We start from the raw sequence: 14,720 nt of genomic DNA, 5'->3' as shown, positions 1-14,720 counted from the left end.
CATCACCTCGGACGGTCCAGGGGCTGCATGAGCATGTTCGCGAGCCGCTCGCGGGTGACGCGTTCGGCGCGGGGCGCGTGCTGGGTGAGGAAGAGGGCGTTGAGCAGCTGGTCGGCGGCGATCACCTCGCCGGGCTCCCGCTCGAGGAACCGCTGGATGAGGGCGTCGCCGGAGGCCACCGCGTCGTCGCCGAGATGGGCTCTGACCATGGCCGTGACCTGCTCCTCGCGCGGTGGCTCGAGGTCGAGCTGGATGCAGCGGCGCAGCAGCGCGGCGGGGAAGTCGCGCTCGCCGTTGGAGGTGAGGACGATCAGCGGGAACGTGGTGCAGCGCACCCGGCCGCCGTGGACGACGGCCCGTTCGCTGTCGTCGGTGAGGACCTCGACCTCGGGTTCGCGGTCGGCGATCCGCTCCAGCTCGGGGAGCCGGAACTCCCCTTCCTCCAGGGCGTTGAGGAGGTCGTTGGGCAGGTCGAGGTCGCCCTTGTCCAGCTCGTCGATCAGCAGGACCCGCGGCCGGGCCACGGGCAGCAGGGCGGTGCCGAGCGGGCCGAGGCGGACGTACGAGCCGATGGAGCGCCGCGCGCCGCCGTCGCCGCCCGCGCGCTCGAGCTGGACGTCCTGCAGGCGGGCTATGGCGTCGTAGTGGTAGAGGCCGTCGCGCAGGGTGCTGCGGCTGACGATGGGCCAGCGCAGCACGCGGCCCAGGCCCAGCTCGTGGGCGACGGCGTGGGCGAGAGTGGACTTGCCCGTTCCGGGGGTGCCGGTGACCAGGAGCGGACGGCGCAGGTAGAGCGCGGCGTTGACGGCCTCCACCTCTTCGGGGCGGGGGTGGTGGTTCTCCACCAGGCGGCGCAGCACCCCGAGCCGGCGGGCGGCGCTGGGGTCGCTGCCGGAGCCGGTGTCGGGTCCGGCGGAGGCGAAGTCCCGCCAGGGCGGGGGCGGCGGCAGCCGCCGGATTCCGTCGTGCGGCAGGCCGGCTCCCCGATAGATGCGCCAATCGTTCACACTGGGCTCCTCGTAGCTGGTGATGACCGTGAGGCCTGCCGTGCCCGGGGCTTCGCGTCCCTGCCGCCCGCTGCCGTCCCCCGCTCGACGGTACCGTCCGGACACTGCCCTGCCGACCCTTTCGGGACTCTCCTGGCAGGTACTTGACGTGGTGTCATGGCGCCGTCCCGGGACGGACGCCGGGGGCGTGCAACGGCGTGTCGGGCCCCGGCGGACGATCCGGATCGTCGAACAGGAGCGCGATGGAACGCGCCCACAAGGCGTCCGGATCGGGAAAGTCGGGGTCGCCGCAGCGGATGCGGAGGTTGCGGACGCGCCGGTGGAGCCCCTCGGCGTTCCCCGCCTCGCACACGAGCCGGGCCGCCCGCTCGTGGAATTCGGCGCAATCCGTATGGCCGGTCGCGCACCGGCGCCAGATCACCACCCCGTGCCCGGCGGCCAGTGCGGCGTCCATCGCCGTCGCGCCCGCGCCCCGGCCGACCTCGCCGCAGTACACCGGCACGGCCGTGCCGGGCGCCTCGGACAGCCGCGCGTACGCCACGTGGCCGCCCTCCCGGCGCGGGCCGTCGTGGCCGTGCGCCGGCGCCTCGCGACGCAGTGGCACGGCGGTCATCGGGCCGAGACTCGCCCGTTTGAAGCGCTTCTTCCACTCGGGGGTGGCGGGCTGGTCGCGGCGCCTGCGGTCCTTGAGGATCACCACGCGGCGCAGGCCGAGGGGCATGGTGCGCGGGTCGAAGCCGTCGTCCTCGGCTCCGGGCGGCGCGAGCCGCCAGTCGTCGAGCGGTTCGTCGAACAGCTCGCGCGGCAGCACCACATGCAGCTCGGCCAGGTGTTCGCCGACGTCTCCCTGGTCCAGCGCGGCGGCGACGGGCTCGCGCAGCCGCTCGCGCAGCAGGGCCCGGGGCACGCCCTCGTCGTCGGCGTGCAGCGGGGTGACCATGCCGTCCTCGAGCAGGAGTTTGACGCGCCAGGGGTAGCGGTCGCCGTAGAGGAGGGGGTCGATCTCGACGATCACATCGCCCCGGCGGCGGGTGGGCGGGCCGCCCGGGCCGGGCTCGACGTCCCTGCGCTCGGGCTTGCGCAGCTCGACCGTCCCCGGCGGGGCCGCGGCGCGCGGCGCCTCGGGCGCCGGGGAGCCGCCGTGCAGTATCTGCCGTATCTCCTCGCGGATGACGTAGGACAGGGGCTCGGCCTCGCCGGTCAGCCATCCGCTCAGGTCGCGCAGGTGGGGCATGTCCCGGTCGTGGCCCAGGCGGCTGACGGCCGCCGCGACCCGGGCCGAGTAGAGCAGCACCGCCTCCAGCTCCAGGTCCCGCTCGCCGTCCGGCTCCTTGGCCCGGCCGGCGCCGTCGCGCAGGTCGTACAGCAGGCCCACACCCTCCCGCCATGTGCGCGGGTCGTGCTCGACGCCCGGGTGGTACGGGTCCTGGATCATGCGGCGCTTGGTGTCGCCGACCAGCTGCATCACCTCACCGGGGGTGCGGGGCGGGGTCAGTTCGGCCAGGCGGGCGAAGAGGTGGGTGCGCAGCCGGGGGGTGAAGCCGCCGACCGGGGCCCGCAGCGCCGCCTCGCGCAGGCGCTGTTGCAGGCCGGGCCAGCTGCCGCCGGTGCCGAGCGCGCGGTAGCGGTCGTAGTGGTGGCGGTCGTGGGCGCGGATGATCGCGTGCAGCCGGTCCCGGCCGGGCCGGTCGTCGGCGACGCGGCGCAGGGCGGTGATCGGCACGGCCAGTCCGGCGTCGCCCTTGCCCCGCCCCTTTCCGACGCCGATGACCGCTCCCCTGCCGGTGTCCACCACGGGCCCGCCGGAGCAGCCGGCCACCGGGATCTCGCCGCGCAACAGCATGGCGCTGCCGCCCTCGCCGCCGCTGGCGGTGCCGAGGCCGTGGCGCGGGGCGAGCTCGCCGGTGTCCCGCGACCAGCCGTGCACGCTGATGTCGGCGGGCACGATCGTCGAACGGTCGCTCAGCCACAGGCATTCGGTGTCGTCCGCGGCGTCCACCTCCACCAGCGCCAGGTCCGGCAGGGGCCAGGGCCGGGGCGGGCGGTCGGCGTCGTCGGGGCACGGCAGGGCGAGCGCGACCCGGCCGGCGGTGGTGCGGTCCCGCCAGTCGGTGACGTCGACGACGCTACGGCCGCGGAGCACGTCGCCACCCCCGTTCCCCACCACATGGGCGCAGGTCAGGACCCAGCCGGGGGCGATGAAGAAGCCACTGCCCCAGAACCGGGCGCCGCTTCGGTCATACCCGCCGTCGCGCTCCGCGATGCGTACGACCGCACGGCGCGCGGTCCCCTCCAGGGCGCTCAAGGAGCGCCGGGGGCGGCGGGCTCCCCCTGCTCGGCCCGCTCCGCCCAGGTGAGCGCCACGGTGATCGACGCCTTGCCGCTGCCGTCGGCGATGAGGCTGATCACCTGGCCCGCCTGAGCGGCCAGTTCGATGCCGAACTCCACCCTGACCTCGTGCGGTCGTGCCGCCGCGAGACCCATGCGCAGGGATCCGACGACGCCGCGTACGACGTCGGCGAGACCGCCCGCCATATCGGCCACGCGCCGAGCGGCGCTCGAGTCCTCGTACGCGCCCCCGGACGATTCCGCGAGCTCCTGTGCCTCCGTGATCCTCGCCCAGACGACCGTGCCGTCGTCGAGCCGGACCTGAGTGATGCCGTCGGCCACGCGCCACCCCCGTTACCGCGTCCGCGTCCGCGACCGGTCGCCGCGGACGCCTCTGTCGCTGCCGTTGCTGCCGTTGTCCCCGTTATCCGCGTTATCCGCGTTGCCTTCGTTGCCTCCGCTGTTGGGCGGTGGCGTCGCCGCGGGCGGTGCCGTCGTTGCCGGCGGTGTCGCCGCGAGTGAGGCAGCAGGCTAGTCCTCTGATCGCACCGGCGCGAGAGGTCCTGGCCAAGGCCGTCGGGGCCGCCGCCTATCCTGGGCTGGACTGCAGGCCCGTCCACCATCCCCCAACGGAGATCACGTTGTACTTCACCGACCGCGGCATCGAGGAACTGGAGAACCGGCGGGGCGAGGAGGAGGTCTCCCTCGGCTGGGTCGCCGAGCGGCTCCGCGAGTTCGTCGACCTCAACCCGGACTTCGAGGTCCCGGTCGAGCGCCTCGCGACGTGGCTGGCCCGGCTGGACGACGAGGACGACGAGTAGTCCCTCCCGCTGCGTGGCCCCATCTCGCCCGCCTGGCCCCTCTCGCGGTGCCGGGCGGCGGCGACGGCCCGGCATCGCGTACGGGCTTACGCCCCGCTCGTCCCCCACGTCCCACGCGCGCGCCATGTGTCGTAGGCGATCGTCAGCGCCCCGTCCGCGACGAGCACCACGCCCGCCGCCGACCAGCGCCGACGCGAACCGGCACCCCGCCGGGCGTAGACCAGCAGGCAGACGCCCGCCGCGATCTCGGCGGCCCCCAGCGCCCGCGCCTTCGGGCCCCGTATCCACTCCCCCATGAGGCCGTTCTCCGAGGCGTCGAGCCCGCCGCGCACCGCCTCGCGCCAGCCGGGCCACTCCACCGCCTCGACCCTCGGCGCCGCCTCGGCCGCCGCGCGCAGCACGTCGGTGCCCGCCCCGGGGACGAGGCCGGCCGGCAGGTGCAGGCCCGACCGCGCCAGCACGGCGATCACCCCGCGTACGCGCGCCGCCGCGTCGGCGTCGGAGTCCGGCCGGGTCAGCTGGTCGAAGGCCTCGGCGTCCAGCACGGGGTCCAGGCCCAGCCGGGCGCGCAGTGCGGTCATCGCGCCCTCCTCGCCCACCGGCGCGCCGTCGGCGAGCCAGGTGTAGCCGACCGTGCGGCGGAAGCCCGCCGCCACCACGAAGCCCGCGCCCTCCTCGTCCCACCACAGCCCGACCGCCGGCCAGGACTCGGCGACCGTCAGGGCGTGCGCCCACTCGGCCGCGACGGCGGCGAGGTGGCTGCCCTCTTCCCGCCACGCCTCCTCGGCCGGCACCAGCACGGTCCAGTCCTCGCCGGCGGGGGCGAGGAGCATCGGCTCGCGCAGGAGCTGTGCGGAGGGACGGACACGGTCGGGCTCGGCCCGGCAGAGCAGCAGTACCCCCGCCGCCCGGCTGCGATCAGTAGCGGACATGCGTCAACGCTATGTCACTCGAGCGGCACTTGACTTCCGGACGACGCGATATATCGTGTTTATTGACAGACGCGATATGTTGCGTCCCGTCCACCCGCAGAGGAGCCCGGAATGTCCGACCGGTCCGAGTGGTCGCTCACCACGCCGCAGAAGCTCGCCTTCGAGGGGCCCGTGACGGCCCTGAAGGTGCGCGTCGTCGGCGGCACCGTCAACGTCGTCGGCACGGACGGCGGTCCGGCCGGCCTGGAGCTGTCCGCGATCGACGGCCCGCCCCTGATCGTCACCCACGAGGGCGGCACGCTCACCGTCGCGTACGAGGACCTGCCCTGGAAGAACGTCCTCAAGTGGTTCGACCGCAAGGAGTGGAAGCGCAGCGTCACGGTGACCCTGACCGTGCCGACCGCCACCCGGGTCGAGCTGGGCGTCGTCGGCGCGAGCGCCGTGGTCTCCGGGATCACCGGCGCCACTGAGGTACGCGGCGTCAGCGGTGACACCACGCTCGTCGGCGTGCGCGGGGAGGTCCGCGCGGAGACCGTCTCGGGCCACTTCCAGGCCCAGGCGCTCGCCGGCGGCCTGCGCTTCAACTCCGTCTCCGGCGACCTGACCCTCATCGAGAGCGCGAGCGCCTCGGTCAAGGCCGAGACCGTCAGCGGCGACATGACGGTCGACCTGGCCGCCGGCGCCCCGGACCGCCCCACCCTCGACCTGACCAGCGTCTCCGGCGAGGTCGCCGTCCGGCTGCCGCACCCGGTGGACGCCGAGGTGAACGCCAACACCACCAGCGGCCAGGTCTCCTGCGCCTTCGACGACCTGCGGGTCAGCGGCCAGTGGGGCGCCAAGCGCATCACCGGCCGGCTCGGCGCGGGCCGCGGCCGGCTCAAGGTCACCACCCTCTCGGGCGCGGTGGCGCTGCTGCGGCGGCCCCCGTCCCAGGAGGACGTCGCCGATGTCCCCGTCCAGGGAAAGGTCCTCTGATGCCTCCCGTCTTCGCCCACGGCCGGCTGCGGCTGTACCTGCTCAAGCTCCTCGACGAGGCCCCGCGCCACGGCTATGAGGTCATCCGGCTGCTGGAGGAGCGCTTCCAGGGGCTGTACGCACCCTCGGCCGGCACCGTCTACCCGCGCCTGGCCAAGCTGGAGGCCGAGGGACTCGTCACCCACACGAGCGAAGGCGGCCGCAAGGTCTACTCCCTCACCGACGCCGGGCGCGCCGAGCTCGCCGAGCGCCAGGGCGAACTGGCCGACCTCGAGCTCGAGATCCGTGAGTCCGTCGCCGCGCTCGCCGCCGACATCCGCGAGGACGTCCGGGGCGCGGCGGGCGACCTGCGCCGCGAGATGCGCGAGGCCGCGCGCCAGGCCCGCGCCGACACCACTGCCGACGGCCACTCCGCCGACTACTTCGCCACGGCGAAGGAGGAGCTGCGCAAGGCCAAGGAGGAGTGGAAGGAGCAGGCCCGCCGGGCGAAGGAGGAGAGCCACCGCGCCCGGGAGGAGGCCCACACCGCCCGCCGCCAGGCCCGCGCCGCCCAGGAGCACGCCCGCGAGGAGATGCTGCGCATCCAGGAGCGGGTCCGCGAGCAGATGCGCGAGCACGCCCGCAAGGGCGACTGGCCCGCCGGCCTGGTCGAGGGCTTCGGCGCCCTGGCCAGGGAGCTCGGCGCGCTGGCCGGCCAGGCCGGCCGCGGCGACGCCCCCGCGGGCCCCACGACCGTCACGGTCGAGCGCACCGACCGCGACGAGCCGGCCGCCGAGGGGATCCCACTGCCCGACTGGGCCACGGCCGACGACGCCTTCTCCAAGAACCCTGCCCGCGACCTCGACCGGCTGCTGGATCGTTTCCGCGACGAGGTGCGCGACGCGGCCCGCGACCACGGCGTGACGGCCGATCAGCTGGCCGAGGCCCGCCACCACCTGGCGGCCGCCGCCGCCCGCGTCGGAGCGCTGCTGCGGGAGCGGCAGGACTGAGGGAGCTGGGCGGTCAGGTGGCGATGCTGCGGGGCTGAGGCCGTCGGTCCGGGGTCGGGGGCGGGGGCGGGGCGGGCCCTTCTGGGGCTGCATTATTTACGGCCCGTTGCCCCAACTTGCGTGTCATTACCCGGCACTTGGGCCGCAAATAACACTTACGCCCCAGAAGGGCCCGCCCCGCCCCCGCCCCCTTCCGCCGTCATACGAACAGGGCTGGCGCGCGTCAGGCAAAGGCTCGCCGCGACTGCAGACCTCGAGTACCGTCGAGCGATGAAGCTTGGACCTGCGGAAGCCCGAGCACGCTTCGCGAATTCGCCGGTGGCCCGATTGGCCACGACAGACAAGACGGGCAGACCGCACGTGGTGCCCATCGTCTTCGCCTTGGACCGGGACATGCTGTACTTCGCCATTGACCACAAGCCGAAGCGCACGCAGAATCTCCGCCGCCTACGGAACATCCGGGAGAACCCCCAGGTCTCCGTGCTGGTCGACCACTACGCGGACGACTGGCGAGCATTGTGGTGGGCGCGGGCCGATGGGCACGCCGAGACCTGGACGGAGCCCGCGCAGTGCAGTGTCCCCATCGGACTTCTGCAAGAGAAATACGCCCAGTACGCGGACAACCCTCCCCAGGGGCCTGTCGTTGCCGTCACGGTGACCGAGTGGAGCGGGTGGGCCTTCACGGACTGACGGGACAGGGAACTTCCGAAAGGGAAGCTTGTCGTACGCTGCCTGCGCAGACAAGCTGAGGTGACCCCTGATGTCCGACCACCCACGACCTCTCTACCAGCGCATCGCCGACGATCTACGGGCTTCGATCCTGACGGGCGAGCTCGGCCCCGGGGACAAGCTGCCGTCCGAGAACGCGCTGAAGGCGCGCTATGGAACGACGCGGGCGACTGCGGCGAAAGGTGTCGCCCTCCTTAAATCCGAGGGACTGGTGGCGAGCAGCCAGGGCAAAGCCGCCACTGTCCGGCCTCGCCCCAGTGTGCAGATGCTCACGACCGGAGCGAACTTCCGGCACCGCCTCAAGACAGGTGTCAGCAACTTCAACGCCGAGGCTGCGGCACAAGGGCTCATGCCCGAGCAACGAATCCTGAAGGTGGAGACCACCCCGGCTCCGCCTGAGGTGGCTGGACGGCTTGGAATACCCACCGGCGATCCGGTGATCGTCCGACGGCGCATATACCTCCTGAGCGGCAAGCCGGCACAACTCGTGGACGGGTACTACCCCTTCGATCTCTTTCATGGGACGGCCGTGGAGGAACCGAGGAAGATCCGAGGCGGGGTGAGCGCCCTCATCGAGAACCCCACCGGGCCCGTGCGCGAACGCATCACGCAGTTCGTGGAGGACCTCGACATCCGGATGCCCGTACCCTCCGAGACGGAGGCTCTCGCGATCCCTCTCGGCGTGCCTCTGGCCCGAGTGCTGCGCACTGCCCGGGTCGCGAGCGGTAGGGCCGTGGAGGTTCTCGACTCACGAGTGCCGTGCGACCGCCATAGGTTCCGGTACGTCATCGACGTTCCCTGACGGGGAGTAACGCCAGGGCCAACCCTCTAGGTTGGCCCTCTTTTTTCGTCGGAACAACTTGCCTAAGCAAGTTGAGAAGCCCTACGTTGAAGCCACTTGCCTAGGCAAGTCGGAAATTCGGCACCCCGGCAGCCGCTGTCACGGCTCCGGGGCATGGCCAACCTGGAGAAAGCAGGTCGACATGCGCCATTTTATCTCCCACTGGTTCACACGCGTGCGGGTGCTCTGCACGCCCGGAAACCCGAAACCGAACCCCACCGTCAGCCCTACGGTCCGCTTGGCGCCGCCAGCGACGTCACCGCCCGCGGTCGCCACACAGCACCCCGACATCCCGACGGGCAGCACGGACGGCGCCGTCGTGCCATGGGTGACAGTGCACGGAATCGACATCAGGCTCCGCCACCAACCGCCCGCGTGTGTGTGCTTCGCGGGGGAACGCCGGGAGACACCGGAGACGGGCACATTCGTGGTCGACGCGCGCCAGGGCAGGATCGGACAGGTGATGGGCCACGTGGGGCCCCGCCTGCAGCTTCGCCCGCCTGCCGGCGGGAGGGAATGGGAGGCCGACCCGGGCTCGGTGCGCCCGGCCACGGACGCGGAATGGCTGAGCGCAAAGGTCCGGTCGGCCAATGCGTCAAGCAGGTGGGGAAAGTGAGTGCGCACACGGTGATTCGATGGGTGAACTGGGTGATCAGCCCAGAGCTCGGTCCGGACGACGCGGAGGCCGTCTTCGCAATGACGTGCACCACGTGCCAGGCGTCATCCGAAGCAGACGCGGAGTTCGAGAAGGCGCGCAGCTGGGCCTTCCGGCACGTAGGCCGGAACCCGTCCCACATGGGCTACCGAGAGACCATTCACCGGTGCTGGCGCGCGTCTCCGGTGCCGATGAACCACGTCGGGCCATAGGGCCGCGGTCGAACAAGGGGAGTGAAGCAGCCGAGGGAGCCGGGTCGGCCGTCAGGCCGCCTCGGCCGCCTCGGCCGCCTCGGCCGCGACCATCTTCTCCATGGGGTCGACCGCCATGGCGCCCGAGACGACGATCGCGGCGACGACGGCGACGCCCATGATCACGCTGCTCAGCCACACCATCGTGTCGGCCGGCAGCGTGTAGGCGCCGACGACGCGGACGACGGACTCGGCCAGCAGGGAGGCGCCCCACACCGCCGAGAAGGTCAGCTCGGCACGGCGGAAGCGGGCGGTGCCGGCCATGAGCCGGTCCCAGGCGGCGTTCTTGGCGGCGTCGCCGCGCGTGACCCACGGCCGCAGGCCCGCGGTCATCAGCGGCCGCCCGGCCAGGACGGACGCCAGCACCACGATGCCGACCACGCCGCTGCCGGCGCTCTCCTTGGCGAGCATCAGACGCACGTCGCCGGTGACCGTGGTGAGCAGCAGGCCCAGGACGTTGACGGTCAGGATGAGGGCCGCGAGGCCGTTGAGCCGGCGGTCCCTGACGATGCTCCAGACGGTGCGCAGGGCCGGCAGGACGCTGCTCCAGGCCAGCGCGGCGAAGGTGCTCATGCCGAAGCCCTCGCGCAGCGCGTAGTAGGCGGCCATGGGCAGGAGCGCGTCCACGACCAGCGGCGCCAGGCTCTGCACCACCGCACGACGCCGGTCGGCGGCCGCCGTCCGCGCCCCGGAGGTGTTCGCCGTCCTCGTGACCGTCCGCATGATGGGCCTCTCCCCCGTGAGTCGTACGCGCCCCTTTTCCGGGGACACGTACAGCATCACGGGGGAGGCCCTCTTGGCGGCAGAGCCGACCGTCCACCGCTCGGCATGACTTTTGTCAGGCGCGGAGCATGACAGTCCGGCGCGCACCAGCGCGCACCGGGGCAGCCGGCCCGGCACGCACCGCCCCCGCCCGTCCCCCCGCGCCCCTCGGCGCGAAGGGCGCGTCAGCCGAGGTCGGCGCCTTCGGCCGCGCGGCGCACGTCGCCGGCGGCGATGAGGGCGGCCACGCGCTGGATGTCCTCCGCCAGCGGACGGTCGCCGTCCAAGGTGGGGGACACGGAGCGGACCAGCTCGTAGGCGGCCCGCGTCGGGCCGCTCAGGCACTCCAGGCCGCGCAGGTCGGCCGCCTGGCACAGGGCCAGCAGGTGGATGGCGGTGACCTGCCGGACCAGCTCGACGACCGTACGGGCGTCCCGCGCGGCGATCGTGGCCATGCTGACCTTGTCCTGGTTGTGCGCCTCGGTCGAGCGGGAGAACGAGGTCGCGGGCATGGTCGTCTTGAGCGCCTCGGCGGTCAGGCCGGAGGCGGCTATCTGCATGCCCTTGAAGCCGTGGTGCAGGCCCGCGTCCCAGCTGTCGGGGGCGAAGCGCGGGATGAGGTTGGGGGTGAGCCCGTTGTTGAACTTCTCGTCGACGACGAGCTCGAGCTGACGGTCCAGCAGGTCGCCGACGCTGGCCACGGCCGTCTTCAGGGCGTCCATGGCCTGGCCGACGTGGCCGCCGTAGAAGTTGCCGCCGTTGCGGACCATGCCCGCCTCGACGTCGAACAGCGGGTTGTCGTTGGTGGAGTTGATCTCGACCTCGACCCAGGTGGTCGCCCAGTCCAGGGTGTCGCGCAGCACGCCGACGACGTGCGGGGCGCAGCGCACGGAGTAGCGGTCCTGGATGGGCTCCTCGAGCTGCCGGAAGCCGGCCTCGGTCAGGGCCGCGCCCTCGACGTCCACGCCCGGGTCGCGGTCCTCGGGGTCGCCGAGCAGCCGGCGGATGGTGCGGGCGCTGGTACGGGTGCCGGGGTGCGGCTTCTGGTTGAAGATGAAGGGGACGAAGTGCCCGGGGTTGCCCTGGAGCACCTGCGAGGCCAGGGCGGTGGAGAGGTCGGCGGCGAAGGCCAGTTCGGCGGCGTCGTGGACGGCGAGGGCGGCGAAGCCCGACATGAACGAGGTGCCGTTGACCAGCGCCAGCCCCTCCTTCGCCTCGAGCACGACCTCGCTGAGGCCGGCGTCGGCCAGGGCGGTGCGGGAGTCCTTCTCCTCGCCGCCGTGCAGCGCCCTGCCCTGGCCGGTGAGCAGCGCGGCCACGTAGCTCAGCGGGACCAGGTCGCCGCTGGCGCCGACCGAGCCGCGCTCGGGGATGGGCGGCAGCACGTCGTGGTTGAGGCACTCCAGCAGCAGCTCGAGGATCTCGGGGCGGACGCCGGAGGCGCCGCGGGCGAGGCAGTTGGCGCGGATGATCATCGTGGCGCGCAGCACGTCCGGCGCGGCGACGGGGCCGATGCCGCAGGACAGGAAGCGGATGAGGTTGGTCTGCAGGGCCTGCGACTTCTTGCCGGAGATCTGCCGGGTGTTGCTGTCGCCGAAGCCGGACGTGACGCCGTAGATGGGCAGCCCGGCCTCGATGACCTTGCCCTTGAGCGCGAGGGACTGCTCGATCCGCTGGATGGCACCCTCGGCGAGCCGGGCGCGGGTGGGGTCGGTGGGGCGGGCGCCGTTGACGACGTCGGCCACGGTCAGGGTGTGGCCGTCGATGAGGAGCTCGGCCTTGTCGGCGGCCGGGGCGGAGGTGTCCATGGTGTGCGTTATCTCTTCTGTGGCGGGGGGTGATGTACGGGTGGGTGGAGCGGCGGTCAGGCGCCGACGGCCTCGGTCGCGTGCTCACTGAGCACCCATGCCCTCAGGGCGACCTTGTCGAGCTTTCCGCTGGTGTTGCGGGGCAGCGCCTCGACGTGGGTGACGGCGGTCGGCAGCTTGTAGCGGGCCAGCCGCTCTCCGGCGAACGCGCGGATCTCCTCGACGCCGAGCCGGGGCGCGCCGGGGTCCTGGCGCAGCACCGCGATCGGGGTCTCGCCCCACTTGGGGTGGGGTACGCCCACCACCGCCACGTCGCGTACGTCCGGGTGGGCGGCGAGCACCCGCTCGATCTCGGCGGGGTACACGTTCTCCCCACCGCTGATGATCATGTCCTTGAGGCGGTCGACGATGTGGAGCAGGCCCTGGTCGTCGAGGTAGCCGATGTCGCCGGAGTGGAACCAGCCGGAGCTGTCGAACGCCAGCTCGGTGGCCTCGGGGTTGTTCCAGTAGCCCGGGGTGACATGGGGGCCGCGGACGCAGACCTCGCCCGGCACCCGCGGCTCGGTGATCGTGGCCCCGGTCTCGGGGTGCGTCAGCCGGATCTCGGTGTACGGCATGGGGAAGCCCGCCGAGTCCGGGTGCTCGCCGATCAGGTGCGGGGGCAGGCAGGTGGCGAACGGGGCGGTCTCCGTCAGGCCCCACGCCTGCTGCAGCCGGACACCGTGGGCCGCGTAGTCGCGCACCAGCTGGCCGGGCACCGGGGCCCCGGCCACCACGGCGGCCGTCAGCGCGCCGAGGTCGGCCTCGGCGAATCCCGGCGTACGGGCGAGCGCGGTGAACATCACGGGCACCGCGAACACGCTGTTGACCCGGTACGTCACCAGGTCGGCCAGGCACTGGGCGGGGTCGAAGGAGCGCCGTACGACCACGGTGCCGCCGCGGGCGAGGGTGCCGAGGGTGAAGGCGTTGAGGCCGCCGATGTGGAACATGGGGGCCACCGCGAGGGTGGTGTGGCGGGGGCTGACGTCGATGGCGCCGGCCACGTTGAGGTGGTTCCACCACAGGTTGCCGTGCGTCAGCATCACGCCCTTGGGCCGGCCGGTCGTCCCCGAGGTGTACATCAGCACGGCGGTGTCGTCGGCGCCGGCCTTCACGGCCTCGCCCCGCGGCACCCCCTCGGTCACCGCGGACAGGCGCTCCCAGCGCGGGTGGGCGTCGGGGGAGGCCGGCACGAGCGGGTCGCGGTCGCCGAGCAGGAAGCGGCGGGCCGGTGAGCCGTCGGCGATGCCGTCGATGACCGCCCGGTGCCCGTCCTCGGCGACCACGGTGTGGGTGCCGGAGTCGTGCAGGAGGTAGGACACCTCCTCGGGGGCGAGCCGGAAGTTGGCCGGGAGGAAGATCGCCCCGAGGTGGGCGGCGGCGAGCGCGGTCTCCAGCAGCAGTGCGCTGTTGAGGCCGAGGTAGGCGACGCGGTCCCCGGCCCGCAGGCCGCCCCGGGACAGGGCGGTGGCCATCGAGCGGACCCGGTCGCTGAGCTCCGCGTAGGTGATCTCCACGCCCTCGTAGACGACTGCCGTCGTGTCACCGGCGACACGCGCCCGGCGATGGACGGCCGAGGCCGTGCCGACGCTGACTTCTCTCATGATTCCCCCGGGGTGCTGGGTGCGACGATGCTGCGGATGCTGCGGTGGAGCGCCATGGGGGCCGCCGGTGCCGCCGTGCGGCCCGGCCGGGCCGGCGGCCCCCATGGATGACGCGATGTCAGACGAGGCCGCCGGAGGCCGCGATCGACTGACCGGTGACCCAGCGGCCCCCGTCGCCGGCGAGGAAGGCCACCACGTCGGCGATGTCCTCGGGCTCGCCGATGCGGCCGAGCGGGGTCAGCGAGGCGAAGTAGTCGAACTGCTCGCGCAGCCGCTCGGTGCGGTCGGTGCTGACGACGCCGGGGAGCACCGAGTTGGCGGTGATGCCGCGGGCGCCGAGCTCCTTGGACAGGGTGAGGACCAGCTGCTCGACCGCGGTCTTGGTCGCCGCGTAGAGGCCGAAGCCGGGGAAGGTGACGCGGGTGTAGCCGGTGGAGATGTTGATGATCCGGCCGCCGTCGCGCAGCTGCTGGGCCGCGAGCTGCAGGGTGTGCAGCGAGCCCTTGAGGTTGAGGTCGACGACGCGCTCGACGAACTCCGGGTCCAGCTCGGCGATGGCGCCCTCGGCATCGGTGCCGGCGTTGTGCACGAGGATGTCGATGCCGCCGAAGGCGGACGTGCCCTGGGCGTAGAGCTCCTCGACGTCCTGGCGGCGGGCGACGTCGCCGCGCACCGCTATGGCCTTGGCGCCGGCCGCCTCGATGGCGGCGACGAGCTCCTGGGCCGCCTCGGCGTTGCTGTGGTAGTTCACCACGACGTTGGCGCCGTCCTGGCCCAGGCGCAGGGCGATGGCCCGGCCGATGCCGCGGGACGAGCCGGTGACCAGGGCGGTCCGGCCCTCGAGCGGACGGGCGGCGGTGCTGGTTTCCTGGCTGGTCATGGGGGTGTTTCCTCTCGGTCGAGACCCGCTCGGGGGGTCGATGGGGGGATGGGGGTACGGGAGTGGGGGGTACCCGGGGGTGGGACGCCGGGCGGTCGC

The 14,720-nt window shown here is 73.0% G+C and carries 13 protein-coding genes; 5 read left to right on the top strand and 8 right to left on the bottom strand.

All coding sequences use genetic code 11. The annotated features are described in order from the left end of the window. Positions 1-2: 2 nt before the first annotated feature. The 3 genes from AB4K12_RS17325 to AB4K12_RS17315 form a co-directional block, all read right to left on the bottom strand. Complete coding sequence (locus AB4K12_RS17325) at positions 3-1,007, bottom strand: AAA family ATPase (protein ID WP_368435030.1); 1,005 nt, start codon at positions 1,005-1,007, stop codon at positions 3-5. Between the two features lie 154 nt (positions 1,008-1,161). Continuing rightward, positions 1,162-3,312: a trypsin-like peptidase domain-containing protein gene (locus tag AB4K12_RS17320; protein ID WP_368435029.1), complete on the bottom strand. Its 2,151-nt coding sequence runs from the start codon at positions 3,310-3,312 to the stop codon at positions 1,162-1,164. After that, positions 3,309-3,677, bottom strand: a complete 369-nt coding sequence (locus tag AB4K12_RS17315) for a CU044_2847 family protein (RefSeq protein WP_368435028.1) — start codon at positions 3,675-3,677, stop codon at positions 3,309-3,311. Before AB4K12_RS17315 ends, AB4K12_RS17320 begins: the two co-directional genes overlap by 4 nt. A 299-nt stretch (positions 3,678-3,976) precedes the next feature. On the opposite strand from AB4K12_RS17315, the gene AB4K12_RS17310 reads away from it, so the two are divergent. Beyond that, a complete protein-coding gene (locus AB4K12_RS17310; protein ID WP_086567929.1) occupies positions 3,977-4,156 on the top strand; it encodes a DUF6104 family protein in 180 nt (59 codons plus the stop codon). An 86-nt stretch (positions 4,157-4,242) separates the two neighbouring features. Here AB4K12_RS17310 and AB4K12_RS17305 read toward each other — a convergent pair whose 3' ends face one another. Continuing rightward, complete coding sequence (locus tag AB4K12_RS17305; protein ID WP_368435027.1) at positions 4,243-5,088, bottom strand: hypothetical protein; 846 nt, start codon at positions 5,086-5,088, stop codon at positions 4,243-4,245. A 111-nt stretch (positions 5,089-5,199) separates the two neighbouring features. Between AB4K12_RS17305 and AB4K12_RS17300 the strand changes: the two genes are divergently transcribed. From AB4K12_RS17300 to AB4K12_RS17285, 4 genes are all read left to right on the top strand, one after another. Next, a complete protein-coding gene (locus AB4K12_RS17300; protein ID WP_368435026.1) occupies positions 5,200-6,063 on the top strand; it encodes a DUF4097 domain-containing protein in 864 nt (287 codons plus the stop codon). Continuing rightward, the gene (locus AB4K12_RS17295; protein ID WP_368435025.1) at positions 6,063-7,052 is read left to right on the top strand and encodes a helix-turn-helix transcriptional regulator; all 990 of its coding nucleotides are present in this window, start codon (positions 6,063-6,065) and stop codon (positions 7,050-7,052) included. The genes AB4K12_RS17300 and AB4K12_RS17295 overlap by 1 nt, the downstream gene beginning before the upstream one ends. 270 nt (positions 7,053-7,322) lie before the next feature. After that, entirely contained in the window at positions 7,323-7,742 is a 420-nt protein-coding gene (locus AB4K12_RS17290; RefSeq protein WP_368435024.1) for a TIGR03668 family PPOX class F420-dependent oxidoreductase, read from the top strand. A gap of 70 nt (positions 7,743-7,812) precedes the next feature. Beyond that, positions 7,813-8,583 carry a GntR family transcriptional regulator gene (locus tag AB4K12_RS17285; protein ID WP_368435023.1) on the top strand — a complete coding sequence of 257 codons (771 nt, stop codon included), beginning with the start codon at positions 7,813-7,815 and terminating at the stop codon, positions 8,581-8,583. Between the two features lie 957 nt (positions 8,584-9,540). Here the strand turns inward: AB4K12_RS17285 and AB4K12_RS17280 are convergent. The 4 genes from AB4K12_RS17280 to AB4K12_RS17265 form a co-directional block, all read right to left on the bottom strand. Continuing rightward, complete coding sequence (locus tag AB4K12_RS17280; protein ID WP_368435022.1) at positions 9,541-10,251, bottom strand: VC0807 family protein; 711 nt, start codon at positions 10,249-10,251, stop codon at positions 9,541-9,543. 224 nt (positions 10,252-10,475) lie between these two features. Beyond that, a complete protein-coding gene (gene hutH / locus AB4K12_RS17275; RefSeq protein ID WP_368435021.1) occupies positions 10,476-12,098 on the bottom strand; it encodes a histidine ammonia-lyase in 1,623 nt (540 codons plus the stop codon). Positions 12,099-12,154: 56 nt separating this feature from the next. Then, complete coding sequence (locus AB4K12_RS17270) at positions 12,155-13,741, bottom strand: AMP-binding protein (protein ID WP_368435020.1); 1,587 nt, start codon at positions 13,739-13,741, stop codon at positions 12,155-12,157. 118 nt (positions 13,742-13,859) lie between these two features. After that, a complete protein-coding gene (locus AB4K12_RS17265; RefSeq protein ID WP_368435019.1) occupies positions 13,860-14,621 on the bottom strand; it encodes an SDR family oxidoreductase in 762 nt (253 codons plus the stop codon). Positions 14,622-14,720 lie beyond the last annotated feature (99 nt).

It is taken from the genome of Streptomyces sp. C36 (assembly GCF_040932295.1).
In the GTDB taxonomy this organism is placed as follows: domain Bacteria; phylum Actinomycetota; class Actinomycetes; order Streptomycetales; family Streptomycetaceae; genus Streptomyces; species Streptomyces triculaminicus.
Note: the sequence above shows the minus strand (reverse complement) of the source record. Positions and strands in the feature narration are given on the sequence as shown.